Source organism: Billgrantia sp. NRB1 (assembly GCF_056921725.1).
Genome location: NZ_CM167783.1, coordinates 3,933,235 through 3,953,601, shown reverse-complemented (window position 1 = coordinate 3,953,601; position 20,367 = coordinate 3,933,235). Strand labels below are relative to the sequence as shown.

18 protein-coding genes and 1 other RNA gene are annotated in these 20,367 nt (G+C 67.0%); 8 read left to right on the top strand and 11 right to left on the bottom strand.

The window, feature by feature from the left end:
• Positions 1-40: 40 nt before the first annotated feature.
• From ybiO to pyk, 3 genes are all read right to left on the bottom strand, one after another.
• On the bottom strand, positions 41-2,365 hold the full coding sequence (ybiO, locus tag ACZIYR_RS18080) for a mechanosensitive channel protein (RefSeq protein WP_483527615.1): 2,325 nt from the start codon (positions 2,363-2,365) through the stop codon (positions 41-43).
• A 299-nt stretch (positions 2,366-2,664) separates the two neighbouring features.
• The gene (locus ACZIYR_RS18075; RefSeq protein ID WP_473031730.1) at positions 2,665-3,144 is read right to left on the bottom strand and encodes a methylglyoxal synthase; all 480 of its coding nucleotides are present in this window, start codon (positions 3,142-3,144) and stop codon (positions 2,665-2,667) included.
• Positions 3,137-4,606 (bottom strand): pyruvate kinase, encoded by a 1,470-nt coding sequence (gene pyk, locus ACZIYR_RS18070; RefSeq protein WP_483527614.1) that lies wholly within the window; start codon positions 4,604-4,606, stop codon positions 3,137-3,139. Before pyk ends, ACZIYR_RS18075 begins: the two co-directional genes overlap by 8 nt.
• A 359-nt stretch (positions 4,607-4,965) precedes the next feature.
• On the opposite strand from pyk, the gene gap reads away from it, so the two are divergent.
• Entirely contained in the window at positions 4,966-5,988 is a 1,023-nt protein-coding gene (gene gap / locus ACZIYR_RS18065) for a type I glyceraldehyde-3-phosphate dehydrogenase (RefSeq protein ID WP_483527613.1), read from the top strand.
• A 73-nt stretch (positions 5,989-6,061) separates the two neighbouring features.
• Here gap and ACZIYR_RS18060 read toward each other — a convergent pair whose 3' ends face one another.
• From ACZIYR_RS18060 to ACZIYR_RS18050, 3 genes are all read right to left on the bottom strand, one after another.
• Positions 6,062-7,357, bottom strand: coding sequence for an aspartate kinase (locus tag ACZIYR_RS18060; RefSeq protein ID WP_483527612.1), 1,296 nt, complete (start codon positions 7,355-7,357; stop codon positions 6,062-6,064).
• Between the two features lie 161 nt (positions 7,358-7,518).
• Positions 7,519-8,697 carry a carboxynorspermidine decarboxylase gene (nspC, locus tag ACZIYR_RS18055; RefSeq protein ID WP_483527611.1) on the bottom strand — a complete coding sequence of 393 codons (1,179 nt, stop codon included), beginning with the start codon at positions 8,695-8,697 and terminating at the stop codon, positions 7,519-7,521.
• A 3-nt stretch (positions 8,698-8,700) separates the two neighbouring features.
• A complete protein-coding gene (locus tag ACZIYR_RS18050) occupies positions 8,701-9,900 on the bottom strand; it encodes a saccharopine dehydrogenase family protein (protein WP_473031727.1) in 1,200 nt (399 codons plus the stop codon).
• Between the two features lie 226 nt (positions 9,901-10,126).
• Here ACZIYR_RS18050 and ACZIYR_RS18045 point away from each other — a divergent pair, with 226 nt between their 5' ends.
• Positions 10,127-10,375, top strand: a complete 249-nt coding sequence (locus tag ACZIYR_RS18045; RefSeq protein ID WP_483527610.1) for a hypothetical protein — start codon at positions 10,127-10,129, stop codon at positions 10,373-10,375.
• 96 nt (positions 10,376-10,471) lie between these two features.
• Here ACZIYR_RS18045 and ssrA read toward each other — a convergent pair.
• Positions 10,472-10,852, bottom strand: a transfer-messenger RNA (tmRNA) gene (gene ssrA / locus ACZIYR_RS18040).
• A 39-nt stretch (positions 10,853-10,891) separates the two neighbouring features.
• Positions 10,892-11,383 carry an SsrA-binding protein SmpB gene (gene smpB, locus ACZIYR_RS18035; RefSeq protein ID WP_473031716.1) on the bottom strand — a complete coding sequence of 164 codons (492 nt, stop codon included), beginning with the start codon at positions 11,381-11,383 and terminating at the stop codon, positions 10,892-10,894.
• Between the two features lie 126 nt (positions 11,384-11,509).
• On the opposite strand from smpB, the gene ACZIYR_RS18030 reads away from it, so the two are divergent.
• Together ACZIYR_RS18030 and ACZIYR_RS18025 are read left to right on the top strand one after the other, a co-directional pair.
• Positions 11,510-11,944 (top strand): type II toxin-antitoxin system RatA family toxin, encoded by a 435-nt coding sequence (locus ACZIYR_RS18030; protein WP_473031715.1) that lies wholly within the window; start codon positions 11,510-11,512, stop codon positions 11,942-11,944.
• Positions 11,934-12,251 carry an RnfH family protein gene (locus ACZIYR_RS18025; protein WP_483527609.1) on the top strand — a complete coding sequence of 106 codons (318 nt, stop codon included), beginning with the start codon at positions 11,934-11,936 and terminating at the stop codon, positions 12,249-12,251. The genes ACZIYR_RS18030 and ACZIYR_RS18025 overlap by 11 nt, the downstream gene beginning before the upstream one ends.
• A gap of 56 nt (positions 12,252-12,307) precedes the next feature.
• On the opposite strand, the gene ACZIYR_RS18020 is transcribed toward ACZIYR_RS18025, so the two are convergent.
• Positions 12,308-12,793 carry an outer membrane protein assembly factor BamE gene (locus tag ACZIYR_RS18020; protein WP_473031713.1) on the bottom strand — a complete coding sequence of 162 codons (486 nt, stop codon included), beginning with the start codon at positions 12,791-12,793 and terminating at the stop codon, positions 12,308-12,310.
• Between the two features lie 72 nt (positions 12,794-12,865).
• Between ACZIYR_RS18020 and fur the strand changes: the two genes are divergently transcribed.
• Positions 12,866-13,312: a ferric iron uptake transcriptional regulator gene (gene fur, locus ACZIYR_RS18015; RefSeq protein ID WP_473031712.1), complete on the top strand. Its 447-nt coding sequence runs from the start codon at positions 12,866-12,868 to the stop codon at positions 13,310-13,312.
• Between the two features lie 76 nt (positions 13,313-13,388).
• On the opposite strand, the gene recN is transcribed toward fur, so the two are convergent.
• On the bottom strand, positions 13,389-15,065 hold the full coding sequence (gene recN, locus ACZIYR_RS18010; RefSeq protein ID WP_483527608.1) for a DNA repair protein RecN: 1,677 nt from the start codon (positions 15,063-15,065) through the stop codon (positions 13,389-13,391).
• Between the two features lie 226 nt (positions 15,066-15,291).
• Here recN and grpE point away from each other — a divergent pair, with 226 nt between their 5' ends.
• The 3 genes from grpE to dnaJ all read left to right on the top strand — a co-directional run bounded on the left by grpE (position 15,292) and on the right by dnaJ (position 19,239).
• Entirely contained in the window at positions 15,292-15,924 is a 633-nt protein-coding gene (grpE, locus tag ACZIYR_RS18005; RefSeq protein WP_473031711.1) for a nucleotide exchange factor GrpE, read from the top strand.
• A gap of 131 nt (positions 15,925-16,055) precedes the next feature.
• Positions 16,056-17,987, top strand: a complete 1,932-nt coding sequence (dnaK, locus tag ACZIYR_RS18000; RefSeq protein ID WP_483527607.1) for a molecular chaperone DnaK — start codon at positions 16,056-16,058, stop codon at positions 17,985-17,987.
• Positions 17,988-18,093: 106 nt separating this feature from the next.
• Positions 18,094-19,239: a molecular chaperone DnaJ gene (gene dnaJ / locus ACZIYR_RS17995; protein WP_483527606.1), complete on the top strand. Its 1,146-nt coding sequence runs from the start codon at positions 18,094-18,096 to the stop codon at positions 19,237-19,239.
• Between the two features lie 72 nt (positions 19,240-19,311).
• Here dnaJ and ACZIYR_RS17990 read toward each other — a convergent pair whose 3' ends face one another.
• Entirely contained in the window at positions 19,312-20,256 is a 945-nt protein-coding gene (locus tag ACZIYR_RS17990) for an HNH endonuclease (protein ID WP_483527605.1), read from the bottom strand.
• Positions 20,257-20,367: the final 111 nt, after the last annotated feature.

The following is a 20,367-nucleotide window of genomic DNA, read 5'->3' as shown; positions in this document are numbered from 1 at the left end:
GTGGATGGCTGGGCAGCCGGCAGGCACCGGCCGCCCGGGCTCAGACCTCGTCGTCGTAGTCGCCCTTGAACTCGGGGTTGGGCTTGGCGCGTGGGTCCTCCTCGCCGGTGCGGCTCTGGTCAGCGGAGCGCGGTTGTCCGCCGGGGCGGCCGTCGATATCGAAGCTCTGCTGCATGACCCGCAGGTTGGCGGGTGGCGCCTCGGCTTCCTTGCCCACCCCGAAGTAGAGGGTGGTGTGGGGGAAGGGAATCTCGATGCCCTTGGTGTCGAAGTGCAGCTTGACCAGGCGGTTGTAGGCGCGCCCCACGGCCCACTGCATGCCCGGCACGGTCTTGATGCGCACCCGGATGTTGACCGAGCTGTCGGCGAGTGCCGTGACGCCGGCCACCTCTAGCGGGGCGAGAATGTTCATCTTGTGGTCGTCGCTGGCGGCGAGCTCGTCGAAGGCCTCGCGCAGGGCGACGATCGCCTCGTCGATGCTCTCGCGGTAGGCGATGCCGTATTCGCCGACGTGGTAGCCGAACTCGCGCATGTAGTTGGAGACGGTGTCCACGCTGGAGAAGGGCACGATGTGGTAGGTGCCGTTGAGGTCGCGGATGCCCACCGAGCGAATGCTCAGCCGTTCGGCGACCCCGGTGACGCCGCCGACGGTGACCACGTCGCCGGTGTTCATGGCGTTTTCTACCTGGATGAAGATCCCGGTGATGATGTCCTGGACCAGCTTCTGGGCGCCGAAGCCGATGGCCAGACCCAGCACGCCGGCACCGGCGATCAGCGGCCCGATATTGATGCCGATCTCGGCCAGCACGATCATGGTGGTGATGGTCACCACCGCAATCGCCAGGGCGTTGCGGAACAGGGTCAGCAGCGTCTTGGCGCGCGCCGAGGGCTCGCCGGTGCCGGTCTCGGGGTTGAGCTTATGCTCGATCAGGCTGGCCAGCCCGATCCACACCCCGATGGCAATCACCAGGATGATGGCGACGCCGACCAGCTTGGCGATCAGGCCGCGGCCCGGCTCGGAGGCGTACCAGCCGGCCAGGTCGAAGGCGCCCCAGGCGTCGAGCACCAGCATCGCCACGGCGATCAGGATCAGGGTGCGCAGGGCGCGCAGCATGTTGGGCACATAGGCGTTGAGCCGCGGCTCGAGCAGCGGCAGCTTGCGCCGCAGGTCGTCGGAGAGGCGGATGCGCCGGCCGATGGTCTGGGTCAGCAGGGTCGAGACCAGGATCCCGGCCACCACCGCCACCAGGGTCTTGAGCGTGGCGGTAAGCACGAAGGGCAGGGCGTCCGCCGGCCGGGTCAGGGTTAGCACCAGCACCATCAGGAAGTAGACCAGCGCAAACAGGTGCCAGGTGCGGGCGAACAGCTGCAGCGTCACCCGGGTGGCGGTGAAGCCGCTGCGGGACGCCAGTTCGTCGATGTTGTCGCGGATGCGGGTGCGATTCTTGAGCACCACGGCGACCGCATAGAAGAAGGCGCCGAACATGATCAGGGTGCCCACGCCCTGCCCCAGGGCCGGCGAGACGTAGAAGTTGGTCAGCGGCACCACCACCATCAGACCGTAGCCCACCAGGCCGATCAGGCGGGCCAGCCAGCGATTCCAGTAGGAGGCCTCGGCGGCCGAGATCGGCAGTAGACGCAGCCCCTCGTAGCGCGAGGAGAACAGCATGCGCACTGCGGCCTTGAGCAGCTCGATCACCAGGAAGGCGTTGAGGAACAGCGAAGCGCGGGTGGAGAGCTCGCCGGTCTCGCCCACGGCGAAGGTGGCGATCAGGTTGCCGCCCACATAGGCCAGCGCCACGACCAGCACGTCGATGACCGCCGCCAGGGCGACGCAGAGCACCAGCCGCAGCACCGGGGTGAGGCCGTCGCCGTGCAGCGACCAGCCGCTGATGCGGGTGAACAGCGGCCTGGCCAGGCGTCGGAAGCCGACGAACAGCACGAAGGTGGCGAGGATCACCAGGCCCAGGTTGATGGCCGCGGTGGTGAAAGCGGCCATGTCGAAGGCCACGGCCTCCTCGTCGGGGCTGAAGATGCCGGTCACGATGCCGGCCAGGTGCTGCAGTTCGCCGCCGATATCGCTGACCACGCGGCTGGTCAGTTCGGCCAGCTGCCTGGGCAGCGATACCTCCTCGGGCTCCTGGCCACTGGGGGGCGTGGCCTCGGTAGCCGGAGAGTCCCCGGCCTGCTGGCGCAGCTGGTCGATCAGCTGCTGGCGGGTCGTCTCGTCCTCGAGCAGGTCGGCCAGGGTCGAGTAGGCCGGGCCGTTGGCAGGCTCGGCCGGTTGCGCCAGGGCGGGTGTGGCGGCCATCAGGGCCAGCAGCAGGCAGCCGATGAGCCAGGGGAGTAGTCGCGTCGTGATCACGCAGTGACCTCCTTCTCGTGCGTGTGGGCGGAAGCGCCGGCGCTTCACCGGCTCATGATACGGGCTTTGCCGCCGAGCGACGAACCGCACGTCGGTTTTTGCCTATGCAATGATTGTACAATGCTAGCAGGCTGTGTCATATTGAGGGTGTGCCATCCCCTTGGCATCAATCCCCAAGCAGTATCCTCGACACTTCAGCCACCCATCCCCCGGGTGGCTTTTTTTGCGTTCATCGCAGGCTGATCTGGAGGGGTGGGGCTGGGTGCCGGGCAGTCAGGTCCGGCACCCGGGGGGAGGGGTTAGTCGCTCGAGCGGGCCGAGACCCAGGCGCCCGCATCGGGGATGGTCATCTCGTAGGCCTCTGTCAGCCAGGGGGAGCTGATCAGAAAGTCGGCGCTGGCGGCGTTGCAGGCCACCGGCACGTTCCACAGCGCGGCCAGGCGCAGCAGTGCCTTGACGTCGGGGTCATGGGGCTGGGGGGCGAAGGGGTCCCAGAAGAAGATCAGCAGGTCGAGGCGCTGCTCGGCGATCCGGGTACCGATCTGCTGGTCGCCGCCAAGCGGTCCGCTGAGCAGCCCCTCCACATCGAGTCCCAGCGCCGTGGCGACCCGCCCGGCGGTGGTGCCGGTGCCGGTCAGCTCGTGGTCGGCGAGGGTGTCGCGCCAGCGCGCGGCCCACTCCAGCAGCTCCTCCTTCTTGCCATCGTGGGCGATCAGCGCAATGCGCTTGCGGGCCGGCAGGGTGCGCTGCACCGTTCGCGGGGGGCGTTGCTCAGTCATGATCCGTCACCTCGAGTATCTTCAGGGTATTGGTGCCGCCGTGGGCGTTCATGTGATCGCCGCGGGTCAGGATGACACGATCCCCCGGCTCGGCCACGCCCTGCTCGACCAGCAGCGCCAGGGCCCGGGCGTTGAGCTCGGTGGGGGCCATCTCGCTGGTGTCGAAGGGCAGCGAGACCACCCCGCGATAGAGCGCCATGCGCCGCTGGGCGATGGGACTGTGGGCCAGGCCGACGATGGGCAGCCCCGAGCGAATCCGCGAGGCGATCAGCGGCGTGTAGCCGGTGGCGGTCATGCAGGCGATGGCTGCCACGCCCTGGAGGTGGTTGGCGGCGTACATGGCGGAGAGCGCGATGGTCTCGTCCACCTGGGAGAAGCCCTCGTGGATGCGGTGGCCCGAGGCCTGTGCGACCCGCTCCCGCTCGGCGCCCAGGCAGACCCGGTTCATCGCCTCGATGGTCTCCACCGGGAAGTCGCCGGCGGCGGTCTCGGCGGAGAGCATCACCGCGTCGGTGGCGTCGAGCACGGCGTTGGCCACGTCGAACACCTCGGCCCGGGTGGGCAGCGGCGACTCGATCATCGACTCCATCATCTGGGTGGCGGTGATCACCGCCCGGTTGAGGGCGCGGGCGCGCTTGATGATGCGCTTCTGGGTGCCGATCAGCTTCTCGTCGCCGATCTCCACGCCGAGATCGCCGCGGGCCACCATCACCGCCTCGCTGGCCTCGATGATGGCGTCCAGGGTGGCGTCGTCGGCCACCGCCTCGGCGCGCTCCAGCTTGGCCACCAGGCCGATCTCCTTCCCGGCCTCGCCGAGCAGCGCCCGGGCTTCGGCCATGTCGGCGGCAGAGCGCGGAAACGACACCGCCAGGTAGTCCACGCCGATCTCCACGGCGGTCGCCAGGTCCTCGCGGTCCTTGTCGGTGAGTGCCGGGGCCGAGAGGCCGCCGCCCTGCTTGTTGATGCCCTTGTTGTTGGAGAGCTTGCCGCCCACCGTGACGGTGGTGTGAACCTCGCGGCCGGCGATGCGCTCGACCTGGAGTACCAGGCGGCCGTCGTCGAGCAGCAGGCGGTCGCCGGGGGCCACGTCGTCGACCAGCGCCTGGTAGTCGCAGCCCACCCGGGAGGCATCGCCCTCGTCGCTGGGCAGCGCCATGTCGAGGATAAAGGGAGCGCCCTCCTCGAGGGTAACGGCGCCGTCGCGGAAGCGGGCGATGCGGATCTTGGGCCCCTGCAGGTCGCCCAGGGCGGCCACGCTCTTGCCCAGGCGGTCGGCGATCTCGCGGACCCGGGCCAGGCGCTGGCGGTGGTCGTCGGGGGCGCCGTGGGAGAAGTTGAGGCGCACCACGTCGACGCCGGCGGCGATCATCGCCTCGAGGACGCCGTCGCGGTCGCTGGCGGGTCCCAGGGTGGCGACGATCTTGGTGCGGCGAATGGGGGGGTGCGGCAGTTGATTCGGCATGTTGGCGCCTCCTAAGGGGAGAGAGTGTTGTCAGGTTACAACAAAACTGGCTCTCTGGTAAGTTTACTACATCATTCGGCGGAGCTCAGTCCACCATGGAGTGTCCGCATTGACCACGTTGATTGGGGTTTCGATTGGGGTTTCATGGCGGTGTCGGCGAGGTGTCGTGGGTCCGCTCGACCCCTTATGTCGTAAAGTTACTAAAAAAATCTTGAGCCCCTGATCAGTTTGCGTCACATTGGGGTCATACTGCCAAGAGCCGCAGGCTGCCCGCCGGCATCCCCGATGCCCGATCTCTGCCCACCGGCTCTGCCCCTACTGCGAAACGCCACACAGAGACGCTCTGGAGGAGAGAGAATATGACACTCAAGATCGCCATCAACGGCTTCGGCCGCATCGGCCGCAATGTGCTGCGGGCCCTCTACGAGAACGGCTACCGCAACCGGGTGGAGGTGGTGGCTATCAACGACTTGGGCGACCCGTCTCTCAACGCTCACCTGCTACGCCACGACACCGTGCACGGCCACTTTCCCTTCAAGGTGGAGCACGACGAGGAGAGCCTCAAGGTGGACGGCGACCGTATCGCCATTCTCTCGGAGCGCGACCCGGCAGGGCTGACGTGGAAGGCGCTGGGTGTCGATCTGGTGATGGAGTGCACCGGGCTCTTCACCAAGCGCGAGGCTGCCGCCAAGCATCTGGCCGCCGGCGCCGAGCGGGTGCTGATCTCCGCGCCGAGCCCGGATGCCGACGCCACCGTGGTGTACGGGGTCAACGAGAGCGTGCTTACCGCCGAGCACCGGGTGGTCTCCAACGCCTCCTGCACCACCAACTGCCTGGCGCCGATCGCCCAGGCGCTCAGCGAGTCGGTGGGCATCGAGAACGGCCTGATGACCACGGTACACGCCTACACCAACGATCAGAACCTCTCCGACGTCTACCACAAGGATCCCTACCGGGCGCGCAGTGCCACCCACTCGATGATTCCCACCAAGACCGGGGCCGCCGCCGCCGTGGGTCTGGTGCTGCCCGAGCTGGCCGGCAAGTTCGACGGTCTAGCGGTGCGGGTGCCGGTGATCAACGTCTCCCTGGTCGACCTGACCTTCACCGCCAGCCGCGATACCACCCAGGAAGAGATCAACGCCATCGTGGCCAAGGCCGCCGAGGCGTCCCCGGTGCTGGCGGTCAACGCTCAGCCGCTGGTCTCCATCGATTTCAACCACGACCCCAACTCCTCCACCTTCGATGCCAATCACACCCGGGTGAATGGCCGCCTGGTCAAGATCATGGCCTGGTACGACAACGAGTGGGGCTTCTCCAACCGCATGCTCGACACCGCCCTGGCCATGCAGGCGGCGGCCGAGGCCAAGCGTGCGGTGGCCTGAGGGGCGGAAAGCCGCTTTGCCGTAAGCGCCGCCCACGAGGAGGTCGGGCGGCATCGTGTCGGATGGCGAGGGGTCAGGCGGGAATCTGCCAGGTTGCCGGGCACTCGTGGCGCCAGAACAGCCGCTGGGCGGTGCTGGCGTTGCGCCGTTCGGCGACCACCGTCTTCCCTTCGCTTAGGTCGGCGAGCAGGGCATCGCTGTAATGGCGCACGGTGAGTAGCGCCAGGTCGCGCTGGGTGGTCACCGTGTAGTCCTGGGCCAGGTCGGAGAGCAGCGACTCAAGGGGCTCGGGCTTGTGGTCGACCACCAGCCGTAGGCGCATGGCCTCGACGTCGAGCAGGTTGGCATGCAGGCCGGCAGCGGCAAGCCGGGTGAGGATATCGGCCTGGCGCGACTCGTCGATGAAGCTGAAGTCGCTGGGCTGGATATCGATCAGCAGCTGGTCGTCGCGCAGGATGAAGGCCGGGCGTCGGTCGCCTTCGCCTGGCTCGGGGCCGATGTGGCTGGGCGGGGCGTCGAGGTCGACGAAGGAGCGCACGATCAGCGGGATGCCCTTGCGCTGCAGCGGTGCCAGGGTGCGGGGATGGATGACCTTGGCGCCGTACCAGGTCTGTTCGACGGCCTCGGCATAGCTGAGACGCGCGAGCTGCACGGCATGGTAGAAGCGTCGCGGGTCGGCATTGAACACCCCGGGGACATCCTTCCAGATCGTTACGTCCTCGGCGTCGAGGCAGTGGGCGAGGATGGCGGCGCTGAAGTCCGAGCCCTCGCGGCCCAGGGTCGTGGCGAGCCCCTCGCGGGTGCCGCCGATGAAGCCCTGGGTGATCCACAGCCTGCCGTCGTCGAGGTTGAGCGAGCGCAGCCGCTCGGCGGTGGTCTCCCAGTCGATGTTGGCCGCCTGATGCCGGTCGTCGGTGACGATCAGCTCGCGGGCGTCGCACCACTCGGTGGCGATGCCGCAGTGGTTTAGCCAGGCGGCCACCAGGCGGGTGGACAGCAGTTCGCCGAAGCAGACGGTCTGATCGTAGTGGAGCGAGTATGCCTCCTGCCGGTAGCGTTGATGGCGCGCATGAAGCTCGTCGAACAGGGTGCCGATGCGCTGCGCCACGGGCTCGGCGGCGTCGCCGAGCAGCTCACGGGCCACGCTCAGATGGCGCTCCTTGAGCGCGTCGAACCGTTGGCGGTAGTCGTCGTCGGCCCCCGAGCGGGCGGCGGCCAGCAGCGCCTCGAGGCCGTTGGTGGTCTTGCCCATGGCGGAGACCACGACCGCCAGCGGGCGGCTGTCGTGGCTGCCAAGCAGGTGGGCCAGATGGCGAATGGCGTCGGCGTCCTGGATGGAGGCGCCGCCGAACTTGTAGATACGGGTCATGATAGGGTCCCTTGCTGGATCGCTATGCCTCTACCTTGCGGGAAAATGGTGGGAGGGGGAAGGCGTTGCCACAGCGACAGCTGGCAGGATGTAACTGCCGTCGCAGAAACGAAAAGAGCCCCCGAAGGGGCTCGCAGTGCGTTGTGGCCGAAGCGCGCCGATCAGCTCAGCCGCTGCATGTAGTCCACGTAGCCGAAGGTCCGGACCGTTCGCACCGCTCGGGTCGACTCGTCGATGCGACAGATCGACGGCAGGCGGATGCCGTTGAAGGTGGTGGTCTTGACCATGGTGTAGTGGGCCATGTCGGTGAACACCAGGCGGTCGCCGATCGCCAGTGGCCGGTCGAACGAGTAGTCGCCGACCACGTCGCCGGCGAGACAGGTGAGGCCGCCCAGCCGGTAGGTGTGGGCCTTCTCGCCCGGCTCACCCGCACCGATGATCTCCGGCCGGTAGGGCATCTCCAGCACGTCGGGCATGTGCGCGGTGGCCGAGGTGTCGAGGATGGCGATGGGGCCGTCGTTCTCGACGATATCCAGCACCGAGCAGACCAGATAGCCGGTATTCAGCGCGATCGCCTCGCCGGGCTCCAGATAGACCGTCAGGTGCGGATGGCGTGCCTTGAAGTCGCGAACCACCCGTACCAGCCGCTCGACGTCGTAGTCGGCGCGGGTGATATGGTGGCCGCCGCCGAAGTTGACCCACTTGAGGCTGCCCAGATAGTGGCCGAACTTGGCCTCGAAGGCCGCCAGGGTCGCCTCCAGGTCGTCGCTGTTCTGCTCGCACAGGGTGTGAAAGTGCAGCCCCTCTAGCCCCTCCAGATCCGCCGGCGCCAGGTCCATGGCCCGGGTGCCGAGCCGCGAGCCTGGCGCGCAGGGGTCATAGAGCGGCACCGCGCCGGTGGAGTGCTCCGGGTTGACCCGCAGGCCGCAGGAGACCCGGCGCGGCGCCGCCGCTACCGTCTCGCGGAAGCGCCGCCACTGGCCCGGCGAGTTGAAGCTCAGGTGGTCCGCATAGCGCAGCACCACCGCCATCTCCGCCGGGGTGAAGGCCGGCGAGTAGCAGTGCACCTCGCCGCCGAAGGTCTCCGCGCCCAGGCGCGCCTCGTCCTGGCCGCTGGACGTGGTGCCCACCAGGTACTGGCTCACCAGCGGGAAGGTGTCCCACATGGCGAAGCCCTTCAGGGCCAGCAGAATCCGCGCGCCGCTGCGTTCCTGGACCTCGGCGAGGCGCTCCAGGTTGCGACGCAGCAGGGCGTCGTCCACCACATAGGCCGGCGAGGGGCAGGCCATCACGTCGAAGTCGAGTCCGAGGTCCAGGCCCTGTTCGCGTGCGTTCGCCATGACTCAGGCCAGCGGGTCGTGGTCGGGGTCGAGCTCGACCACCTGCCAGGGCAGGCCCATCTCGCCGATGCGCGCCATGAAGGGGTCCGGGTCGAGCTGCTCGACGTTGAACACGCCTTTGCCCTTCCAGATGCCTTCCAGCATCAGCATGGCGCCGGTCACCGCCGGCACGCCGGTGGTGTAGGAGATCGCCTGGGACTTGACCTCCTCAAAGCACTTCTCGTGGTCGCAAATGTTGTAGATATGCACCTTGCGACGCTTACCGTCCTTGATGCCGTCGGCAATGATGCCGATGTTGGTCTTGCCCTTGGTGCGCGGGCCCAGCGAGGCCGGGTCGGGCAGCACCGCCTTGAGGAACTCCAGCGGGGCGATCTCGGCATCGCCGACCTTGATCGGCTCGATGCGGGTCATGCCGACGTTCTCGAGCACCTTGAGGTGGGTGATGTACTTGTCGGAGAAGGTCATCCAGAAGCGGATGCGCTCCAGGCCCTTGATGTTCTGGCTGAGGGACTCGAGCTCCTCGTGGTAGAGCAGGTAGATGTCCTTCTCGCCGATGCCGTCGAAGTCGAACTTGCGCTTCTCGGCCAGTGGCGCGGTCTCCTTCCACTCGCCCTTCTCCCAGTAGCGCCCCTTCGCGGTGATCTCACGAATGTTGATCTCCGGGTTGAAGTTGGTGGCGAAGGGGTAGCCGTGGTCGCCGCCGTTGGCGTCCAGAATGTCGATGCGGTGGATCTCGTCGAACAGGTTCTTCTGGGCGTAGGCGCAGTAGATGTTGGTCATGCCCGGGTCGAAGCCGCAGCCCAGGGTGGCCATGTTGCCGGCCTCGGCGTAGCGGTCCTGGAAGGCCCACTGCTCCTTGTACTCGAACTTGGCCTCGTCGGGGTGCTCGTAGTTGGCGGTATCCAGGTAGGGCACGCCGGTGCGCAGGCATGCCTCCATGATGGTCAGGTCCTGATAGGGCAGCGCCACGTGGATCAACACGTCGGGCTGGAACGACTCGATCAGCGTGACCAGGTCATCGACGCTGTCGGCGTCCACCTGGGCGGTCTGGATCGGGCGATCCAACTGGGCGGCGATGGCCTGGCACTTGGCCTCGTTGCGGCTGGCCAGCAGGATCTCGCTGAAGACCTCGGGATGCTGGGCGCACTTGTGGGTGACGACGCCACCGACGCCACCGGCGCCGACAATCAGGACTTTGCTCATGGGGGTTCGGATCCAGATCGGGAAAATTCAATAGTGGTAGGGTCTTATCGGTAGTGGGCCGCGACAGCGCACCCCGACCCGATGCCACCCCGGTCTCGCTCTCGCCCAGGTCCTGTCTCAGGCCCGGCGAATGGGCGCAGATAATGGCCCCCCCTGAGGCTGCTCGCAAGTGCTTTTCGCGTCAAGTGTTAGACTAAAGTGCAGATGTCGTGAGGAGGGTGCCAAGGTGCTGGAGCATGAAAAGACCATCATGGCCTTCGATGAGCTGGGCCGCGAGTACATCATCGACATGTACGTCAGCGCACGGGACCTCGGCGACCTGCCGCATGCGGGCGCCACGGGCGAGGAGCCGGCCTCCTTCAGGACCCGGGATGGCCATACCGTGACCCACCTGGGCGGAGGCGAATTCTCGGTGCGGGTGCCGGGCGGGGACGACGCGGTGATCGTGCGCACCGACGACTCCGAGTTCGTGTGAGTTGCCCAGGGCCCAGCCGTTCGCTGTCGCGCTGGCGGCAGGCTGGTGCCAAGAAACGAAAAAAGCACCCGTAGGTGCTTGATTCGCTTGCTTGATTGGTGGAGGCGGCGGGGATCGAACCCGCGTCCGCCGGCACTCGCCCATTGGCTCTACATGCTTAGGTCCGTCTTTTGCTTTAACGCTGCTGACTCCGACGGGCAGGATTCAGCAACGCGATTCCTCGTCAGTTTTAACGGTTGGCGAGAGGACACCACCAACCGCGATCCCATCAGTCTTGGCTCGTATCCCCTCCGCGATGAATGGGCACATCGCTTTGGGGCCGGGCTAGAAGCTAACAGCGTTTAAGCTGCCAGCGCGCCCTGAGCGTAGTTGTCGTCGTTTGCGACTATTTAGTCGTGATGTTGGATTTACGAGATACATCACGCTCTCGGCATGCACCGCAGGGGTTGTCGCCGGCGTCGAAGCCATGTCGCCCCCATAAGCGCCATCATATCAGATGGACGTCCTTGTGACACCTCAGGCCTTGACTTGTTCCCGCATGATGCGGCCCTTCTGCCGCTGCCAGTCGCGGTCCTTCTCGGTGGCCCGCTTGTCGTGGAGCTTCTTGCCGGTCACAAGCGCCAGCTCGCACTTCACCTTGTTGCCCTTCCAATAAAGCTTCAGGGGCACGCAGGTGTGACCCTTGTCCTGGGTGCGCGAGAAGATCTTGGCGATCTCCTTGCGGTGCAGCAGCAGCTTGCGGGTGCGCGTGGGGTCGGCGACCTCATGGGTGCTGGCGGTGTTGAGGGGCATGATATGACTGCCCAGCAGCCACGCCTCGCCGTCCTTGATCAGGATATAGGTGTCGGTGAGCTGGGCCTTGCCGGCGCGCAGGCTCTTCACCTCCCAGCCGGCCAGCACCAGGCCGGCCTCGAAGGTCTCGTTGATGTGGTACTCGAACTTTGCCTTCTTGTTCTGGGCGATGACGTTGCTGCCGGGACCCTTGCCCTTGCCTTTCTTGTTGGCCATGGAACCTCGTATCGTGTTCTGCCGATGGCGCCCCCCCTTCGAACTGCGGGGAAGCGTGGTACCATTCAGGCGTGAAATAACGGCTCATGATACGCCCTGGGCACGGTGAAGTCAGCGGAGAGCGCAATGCCAACGGTCAATCGGTCCGCCCTGGTGCGGCACACCCCTAGGGACATGTTCGAACTGGTCAACGATTTCGAACGCTATCCGGAGTTCCTGCCGGGGTGTCGGCATGCGCGGCTGCTGGAGCGTGACGACTCCCACCTGATCGGCGAGATGACCCTGGGGCGCGCCGGTATTGAGCAGAGCTTCACTACCCGCAACGATCTGATCGAACCCGAGCGCATCGAGATGTCGCTGGTCAGCGGCCCCTTCAAGCGCCTGCGCGGACGCTGGCTGTTCTTGCCCATGGGCGACAACGCCTGCAAGGTCAGCCTGGAGCTGGAGTTCGAGTTCGCGAACCGCCTGCTGGGGATGGCCTTCGGCAAGCTGTTCCAGCAGGTGGCGGGGCAGCTGGTCGACTCTTTCACCCGTCGCGCCGATGACCTCTATGGCCGCTGAGGCAGCGGGTCCGCAGCGCCGGGTCGAGGTGGCCTTCGCCCTGCCCGAGAAGCAGCGGGTCATTGCCCTGACGGTGCCGGCGGGCACCACGGCGCGTCAGGCGGTGCTCCTGGCCGAGCTGCCACGGCACTTCCCCGAGGTCGCGGCGGAGACATTCCGGCAGGCCGATCTGGGAATCTTCGGCAAGCGGCTGCGCGACCCGGAGCACCAGGTGCTGCGCGAGGGGGATCGGGTCGAGGTCTACCGGCCGCTGAGCCTCGACCCCAAGCAGGCGCGTGCCCGGCGCGCCGCTCGCGGCGAAGGCTGACGGCAGGGCACCCGGCCAAGCGAGTGGCCCCCGGGCCGTCAGGGGTGTCGCGGGAATCAGAGTTCCAGAGCGTCGCCCGAGGCCGGCTCGCCGCCCTGGGGCAGGGTGCCGCCGGTGCGCGGGGTGGTTTCCGGGGCGGCCTCGGGCTGGGTGGCCGGCATGCCTTCGGTGGGGCTGGTGCCCTCGACGCTGGGGCCGATCCCGTCCTGAGGGCGCAGCTCGATGTCCCCGGTCATGTCCCCTTCCCGCTTGATATCGACCAGCTGGTTGTTGGCAAAGGTCAGGGTCACGCGGCGCTGCTGGACGTCGCCATAGGCCTCGTCAAGGCGGAAGACGTAGTCCCACTGGTTGGCATCGAAGGGCGCCTCGAGCAGCGGGCGGCCCATCACGCCGACCACCTGGTCGCGGCTCATGCCGGGCTGGAGCTGTTCGACCATGCCCTCGGTGAGATAGTTTCCCTGGGGCAGGTCACGCTTGTACACGCAGCCGGTGACCAGCGTCAGGGCAACGGAAAGGGTGACGGTTTTGATCAGCTTTTGCATTTGAGTCGGTTCTTCACTATCGTGGATTCGGTCGATCATACCCGACCCTACCTGATACTGCGAAGAGCGAACATGGCCGACCAGAACCATGAACTGCGCAAGGCGGGCCTCAAGGTCACCTTGCCGCGAGTGAAGATCCTGCAGATCCTCGAGAACGCCACCGGGCAGCACCACCTCAGTGCCGAGGACGTGTACAAGACCCTGCTCGACGCGGGAGAAGACGTGGGCCTGGCCACCGTCTATCGCGTGTTGACTCAGTTCGAGTCCGCCGGGCTGGTGATCCGTCACAATTTCGACGGCGGTCATGCGGTCTTCGAGATCTCCCAGGAAGAGCACCACGACCATATGGTGTGTCTGGAGAGCGGTGAGATCATCGAGTTCTTCGACGAGACCATCGAGCGGCGCCAGCAGGAGATCGCCGAGGAGCATGGCTTCGAGCTGGTGGACCATGCGCTGGTGCTCTATGTGCGCCCCAGGGGATCCCAGGCGACTCGTCCAGAAGGCATCCAGAAGAAGTAACTCGCGCGCCCGAATCGTCGCCCACCCCCTGGCTCGGATGAGCCGGGGGGGGGGTCTGTGCTGGCCAGAAGATGGCTCAGTGATGGGCGCGCTGCTGACTGGCGTCGAGCATTTCCCGGGCGTGGGCCAGGGTGCGGTCGGAGAGGGTCACGCCGCCCAGCATCCGCGCCAGCTCGCTGACCCGGCCGGCCTCGTCCAGCAGCGCCATGCGGGTCAGGGTGGCATCGCGCCTGGCCTGCTTCTCGATGTGCAAGTGGTGGTGGGCCTGAGCCGCCACCTGGGGCAAGTGGGTCACCGTCATCACCTGGCCACCCTCGCCCAGCCGGCGCAGCAGCTGGCCGACGATCTCCGCCGTGGCCCCGGAGATGCCCACGTCCACCTCGTCGAACACCAGGCTGGGAATGGTCGAATGACGGGCGGCCACTACCTGGATCGCCAGGCTGATGCGTGACAGCTCGCCGCCCGAGGCGACCTTGGTCAGCGGGCGCGGCGGCTGCCCGGGGTTGGCGCTGATCAGGAAGCGCACGGCGTCCAGCCCCTCCGCCTGGGGGGTGTCGAGCCCTTCCACCTCTACCTCGAAGCGCGCCTTGCCCATGGCCAGGAAGGTCAGCTGCTCCTGGACCGCCTTGCCGAAGCGCTTGGCGGCTTTGCGACGGGCCTCGCCCACGCGGCGGGCCTGGTCGCGCCAGGCGTCGCGCAGGGCCTCGACCTCGGCGCGCCGGGTCTCGAGGTCCTGGTCGCCGCCTTCCAGCCCCTCGAGCTCCTCGCCGAGCCGGCGATGCAGGGCGGGGAGCTCCTCGGGCATCACGTGGTGCTTGCGGGCGATGCGATGGACCTCGCCCAGGCGCGCCTCGACAAAGGCCAGGCGCTCTGGGTCCAACTCGGTGGTATCGACGAAGCGCTGCAGCTCGCGGGCCGCCTCCTCTACCTGAATGCGCGCCTCGCCCAGCATGGCCAGGGCCTCGGCCAGGCTGCCCTGCTGGTGGCCGGGCAGCGCGGAGAGCCGGCTGGTGGCCTGGTGCAGCAGCGACAGGGCGCCGCCCTCGTCGTGGTCGCAGCAGTCGGTGGCGAACTGCGCCTCACGCAGGGTCTCCTCGGCGTGGGCCAGCTGCTCCTGCTCCTGCTCCAGCCCCTCCAGCTCGTCATCGCCCAGGGCCAGGCCGTCGAGCTCCTCGACCTGGTAGCGCAGCAGCTGGCGACGGGCCTGGGCCTCGTCGCCGCTCTCCGCCAGCCGCTTGAGGCGCCGGCGCGCCTGTTGCCAGCGGCGAAAGGTCTCGGCCAGCTCGGCCACCGCCTGGCGCTGACCGGCGAAGTCGTCGAGCAGGCGCAGGTGCGTCTCCTCGCGCAGCAGCGCCTGGTGGGCGTGCTGGCCGTGAATTTCCACCAGATGCTCGCCCAGCGCCTTGAGGTCGGCGATGGTAGCCGGCTGGCCGTTGATCCAGGCCCGGGAGCGGCCGGCGGCGCTAACCGTGCGGCGCAGCAGGCAGTCGTCGTCGGGCAGCTCGCGCTCGGCAAGCCAGGCGCGGGCGGCGGGCAGCGCGGCGATATCGAAGCGGGCGCTGAGGTCGGCGCGCTCGGCGCCGTGGCGAACGCTGCCGGCGTCGGCGCGCTCGCCGAGGCACAGCCCCAGGGCGCCGAGCAGGATCGACTTGCCGGCGCCGGTTTCCCCGGTGATGGCGGTCATGCCGCCGGCCAGCTCCAGGTCAAGGGTGTCGACGATGGCATAGTCACGAATGGCTAGCTGAGTCAGCATCATTCTCCTCCCGGCGCTGGCTGAACGGCGTAGCTGGATATCCATACACGGATATTGAGTTTTTATACAGTAGTCCAGGGCGGCGCTCAATGCACGCGGTGCCATCCTCGCTGCCCATCCCTTGAGATTGTCGCCATGGCCCCCATATAGCCGGCAGATTGCAACGTGATTGCCACCCCGAATCATGCGCGGCCCGCGGGCCGACCTAGCGTTTCAGGAGATGCCCATGGCCAAAGAACCTCAGACCCCGCTGGATGACGAGCTGGCTCGTCACGAACAGGAGAGCGAGACCCCCGAGCAGGAGGCCGAGAGCCGCCTGGCCCAGGAGGAGCTCGAGGGCCTGGTCGAAGAGCAGGGCGAAACCTTCGATACCGAGGGCGCCAACCCCGAGGCCGAAGTGCTGGCGGCTCGGGTCGAAGAGCTCGAGCAGAGCGTGGCCGAGGCCAAGGACCAGGCGCTGCGCGCCGCCGCTGAGGCGCAGAACGTGCGCCGTCGCGCCGAGCAGGAGGCCGAGAAGGCGCGTAAGTTCGCCCTGGAGAAGTTCGTCAAGGAGCTGCTGCCGGTGGTGGACAGCCTGGAAAAGGCGCTGGATGCCATGGAGGAGGACGCCAGCGAAACCCATCGCGAGGGCGTGGCCATGACGCTGAAGCTTCAGCGCGACGTGCTGGGCAAGTTCGGCGTCGAGACGGTCGACCCGGCCGGCGAGCCCTTCGACCCCCAGTACCACGAGGCGATGGCCATGGTGCCCAATCCCGAGCTCGAGCCCAACAGCGTGATGGAAGTGATCCAGAAGGGCTACCTGCTCAACGGTCGCCTGGTGCGCCCGGCCATGGTGGTGGTCAGCCAGGCGGCGGGCTGAGCCGCCGCCGGCGAATCAAGGGACTTGTGCGGCGGGACTTGAAAAGTCAGGCGCCGCCCCCCAGATAGACGACAACCCCGCGGCAAGCGCCGCAGAGACGAATTCAAGCAACGACTTTTCGAGGATTTCCTATGGGACGCATCATCGGTATTGACCTGGGGACCACCAACTCCTGCGTGGCCGTGCTCGACGGCGACAGCGCCAAGGTGATCGAGAACGCCGAGGGCGCGCGCACCACGCCCTCCATCATCGCCTATACCGACGACGGCGAGACGCTGGTGGGCCAGGCAGCCAAGCGCCAGGCGGTCACCAACCCCCAGAACACCCTGTACGCGATCAAGCGGCTGATCGGCCGTCGCTTCAAGGACGACGTCGTCCAGAAGGACATCAAGATGGTGCCCTACGCCATCACCGAGGCCGACAACGGCGACGCCTGGGTCGAGGTGAAGGGTAAGAAGCTGGCACCGCCGCAGGTCAGCGCCGAAGTGCTGAAGAAGATGAAGAAGACCGCGGAAGACTACCTGGGTGAGGAAGTCACCGAGGCGGTCATCACCGTGCCGGCCTACTTCAACGACAGCCAGCGTCAGGCCACCAAGGACGCCGGCCGTATCGCCGGCCTCGAGGTCAAGCGCATCATCAACGAGCCCACCGCGGCGGCGCTGGCCTACGGCATGGACAAGGCCCGCGGCGACAAGACCATCGCGGTCTACGACCTGGGCGGCGGCACCTTCGATATCTCCATCATCGAGGTGGCCGACGTCGACGGCGAGACCCAGTTCGAGGTGTTGGCCACCAACGGCGACACCTTCCTGGGTGGCGAAGACTTCGACATGCACCTGATCAACTACCTGGTGGATCAGTTCAAGAGCGACAGCGGCATCGACCTCTCCGGCGACAACCTGGCCATGCAGCGCCTCAAGGAAGCCGCCGAGAAGGCCAAGATCGAGCTCTCCAGCGCCCAGCAGACCGACGTCAACCTGCCCTACATCACCGCCGACAACACCGGGCCCAAGCACCTCAACGTCAAGGTGACCCGGGCCAAGCTGGAGTCGCTGGTGGAGGACCTGGTCAAGCGCTCACTGGGGCCGTGCAAGACCGCCCTGGCCGATGCCGGGCTGTCCGCCTCAGAGATCGACGACGTCATCCTGGTCGGCGGCCAGACCCGCATGCCGTTGGTGCAGAAGAGCGTGGCCGACTTCTTCGGCAAGGACGCCCGCAAGGACGTCAACCCGGACGAGGCCGTGGCCGTGGGTGCGGCGATCCAGGGCGGCGTGCTGGGCGGCGACGTCAAGGACGTGCTGCTGCTCGACGTCACCCCGCTGACGCTCGGCATCGAGACCCTGGGCGGCGTGATGACCCCGCTGATCGAGAAGAACACCACCATCCCGACCAAGAAGACCCAGACCTTCTCGACTGCGGATGACAACCAGACCGCCGTGACCATCCACGTGCTGCAGGGTGAGCGCAAGCAGGCGGGCGGCAACAAGTCGCTGGGCCGCTTCGACCTGGCCGACATTCCGCCGGCGCCCCGCGGCGTGCCGCAGATCGAGGTCGCCTTCGATCTCGATGCCAACGGTATCCTGAACGTCTCCGCCAAGGACAAGGCCACCGGCAAGGAACAGTCCATCGTCATCAAGGCCTCCAGCGGCCTGTCCGACGACGAGATCGAGCAGATGGTTCGCGACGCCGAGGCCCACGCCGACGAGGACAAGAAGTTCGAGGAGCTGGTGGCGCTGCGCAACCAGGCCGACGGCATGGTCCACGCCTCGCGCAAGACCCTCGAGGAGGCCGGCGACAAGGCCAGCGACGAGGAGAAGCAGGCCATCGAGACCGCCATCACCGAGCTCGAGGAAGCGGTCAAAGGCGACGACAAGGACGACATCCAGGCCAAGCTGGACAAGCTGACCGAAGCCTCCGGCAACCTGGCCCAGAAGATGTATGCCGAGCAGGCCGATGCCGCCCAGCAGGGTGGCGGTGACGGCGCCGAAGCCGGCGGCAAGCCGGAAGAGGACGTGGTCGACGCCGAGTACGAAGAAGTCAACGACGACCAGAAGAAGCAGTAACCGTCACGGCCATGCCACGGACGACGGCAGCGCGGGGGGATGACTCCCGCGTTGCCGTTTCCGCGGATCAGGCGTTAACTGCCTAGACCAGGAGGCGCATGGACCCATGTCCAAACGCGATTTTTACGAGGTGCTGGGCGTCGAGCGCGGGGCCGATCAGAAAGAGATCAAGAAGGCCTACCGACGCCTGGCACAGAAGTATCACCCGGACCGCAACCCGGGCGATGATGAGTCGGCGGCCAAGTTTCGCGAGGTCTCCGAGGCCTACGAGGTGCTCAGCGACAGCGAGAAGCGGGCCGCCTACGACCAGTTCGGCCATGCCGGCGTCGACGGCCAGGCCGGCGGCTTCGGCGGGGCGGGCGCCGGCGCGGGTGCCGGGGGCTTCAGCGATATCTTCGGCGATGTCTTCGGCGACATCTTCGGCGGCGGCGGGCGGCGCAATCCCAATGCCCCGCAGCGCGGCAGCGACCTGCGCTACAACCTCGAGCTGGATCTCGAGAGCGCGGTGTCGGGCACCAGCGTGGACATTCGCGTGCCGCGCCACGTGGCGTGCGACCGCTGCGACGGCGAGGGCGCCGAGCCGGGCTCTACCAAGGAGACCTGCCCGACCTGTCACGGCCACGGCCAGGTGCGCATGCAGCAGGGCTTCTTCGCCGTGCAGCAGACCTGCCCCACCTGCCACGGCAGCGGCGTGCACATCAAGGTGCCGTGCCACAAGTGCCACGGCGAAGGCCGGATGCGCGAGACCCGCACCCTCTCGGTGAAGATTCCCGCCGGGGTGGATACCGGCGACCGGATTCGCCTGAACGGCGAGGGCGAGAGCGGCGTCAACGGCGGCCCGCCGGGCGATCTCTACGTCCAGGTGGCCATTAAGCCGCACCACATCTTCCAGCGCGAAGGGCGTCACCTGCAGTGCGAGGTGCCGATCAACTTCGTCGACGCGGCGCTGGGCGGTGAGCTCGAGGTGCCGACGCTGGACGGCCGGGTCAAGCTGAAGATTCCGCCCGAGACCCAGACCGGCAAGCTCTTCCGCCTGCGCGGCAAGGGCGTGAAGCCGGTGCGCGGCGGTCCCGCCGGCGACCTGCTGTGCAAGGTGGTGGTGGAGACCCCGGTCAAGCTCAACGAGGAGCAGAAGGAGCTGCTGCGCCAGTTCCAGGAGAGCCTCGGCGGCACCAACAGCGCCCACCACTCGCCCAAGAAGAGCGGCTTCTTCGACGGCGTGAAGAAGTTCTTCGAGGACATGAAGCCGTAAGGGGCATCGTGCCTCGCGGAGTCAGACGGGCCCCGGCATCGCCAGATGTCGGGGCCCTGTCGTGAACGGGGCTCAATGCTGCAGACGGTCCAGTCGCCAGGCCAGGGCCTCCCTGTCCGGCTTCCACTGCGGGTCCCGGGGCAGCACCAGCGGTTGGCCGTCCAGCTCGCAGAGCCAGCGATTATCGGGTACCAGGGCATCCACCGTGGGGCTCAGGTGCCAGCGATGGTCGGGACCGGGGGCGATCAGGTGGTTGTCCATGGCCCAGTGCAGATTGGGCGTCAGGGCCAAGCCATTGGTAGGCCGATCATCCTGGCTCTCGGCGAAGGGGATCAGGTGGGCCGCTTCCACCAGGTAGCGATAGTCCGGGGTGATATAGCGCAGCCGACTCGCTGCACAGCGGTAGTCGTAGGCCTCCAGTACCAGGGAGCGGAAAGCGGCGGAGCGGGCGTACTTCTGCTGTGATTCCTGGATACTGCCTTTCAGTCGCTCGGGATGCTTCTCGTATTCGCCGCTGGATAGCGCCGTCTCGAGATAGGCTTGAATGCGCTTATGAGCCGCCGAATCCGATGCTAGGTAGCGGTGGGCTAGCAGGGCGCAGGCCTCGTCAGCCGTTTGTCGCTCCTGTAGCGCCGAGAAAAGCACGGGGTCGAGTCGCGCTGAGGAGAAGCGCTCCAGGAGTTGGTTGAGGGACTTCGGTTGGCCGAGTTGATTCGCCAGGTCAGCGATCTTGTACGGGTATTCGGGCGACCAGAGTGCACCGGACGGTCCCTTGTCGCCGCGCAGGTGCCAAAGGGGGAGCCAGGCGCTGGCCCTGTGCCGTTCGCCCGTGAGCACTTCATAGAGGTCGTGGTAGCGTGCCAAGAGACGGGCGTCGAGGATGATCCGATTCGATGCGATATGGCCCGCCTGGATCTCGCAGATGATGGCCAGCAGCAGGCAGGGCTTGTTGGGGGCCGGCTGTCCTCGGCTCTGCCCGACCCTGAGGCGTGTCAGGCAGCCAAGCGCGTCGACCATGGGGTGTCTCCCTCTTCCCGGTGCAGTGTGGCGGTCACGTTACCACGCCTACATGGCTCAAGCCCGGGCCGTTGGTGCAAACCATGCAACCACTGGCCAAAGCAGTGTGCC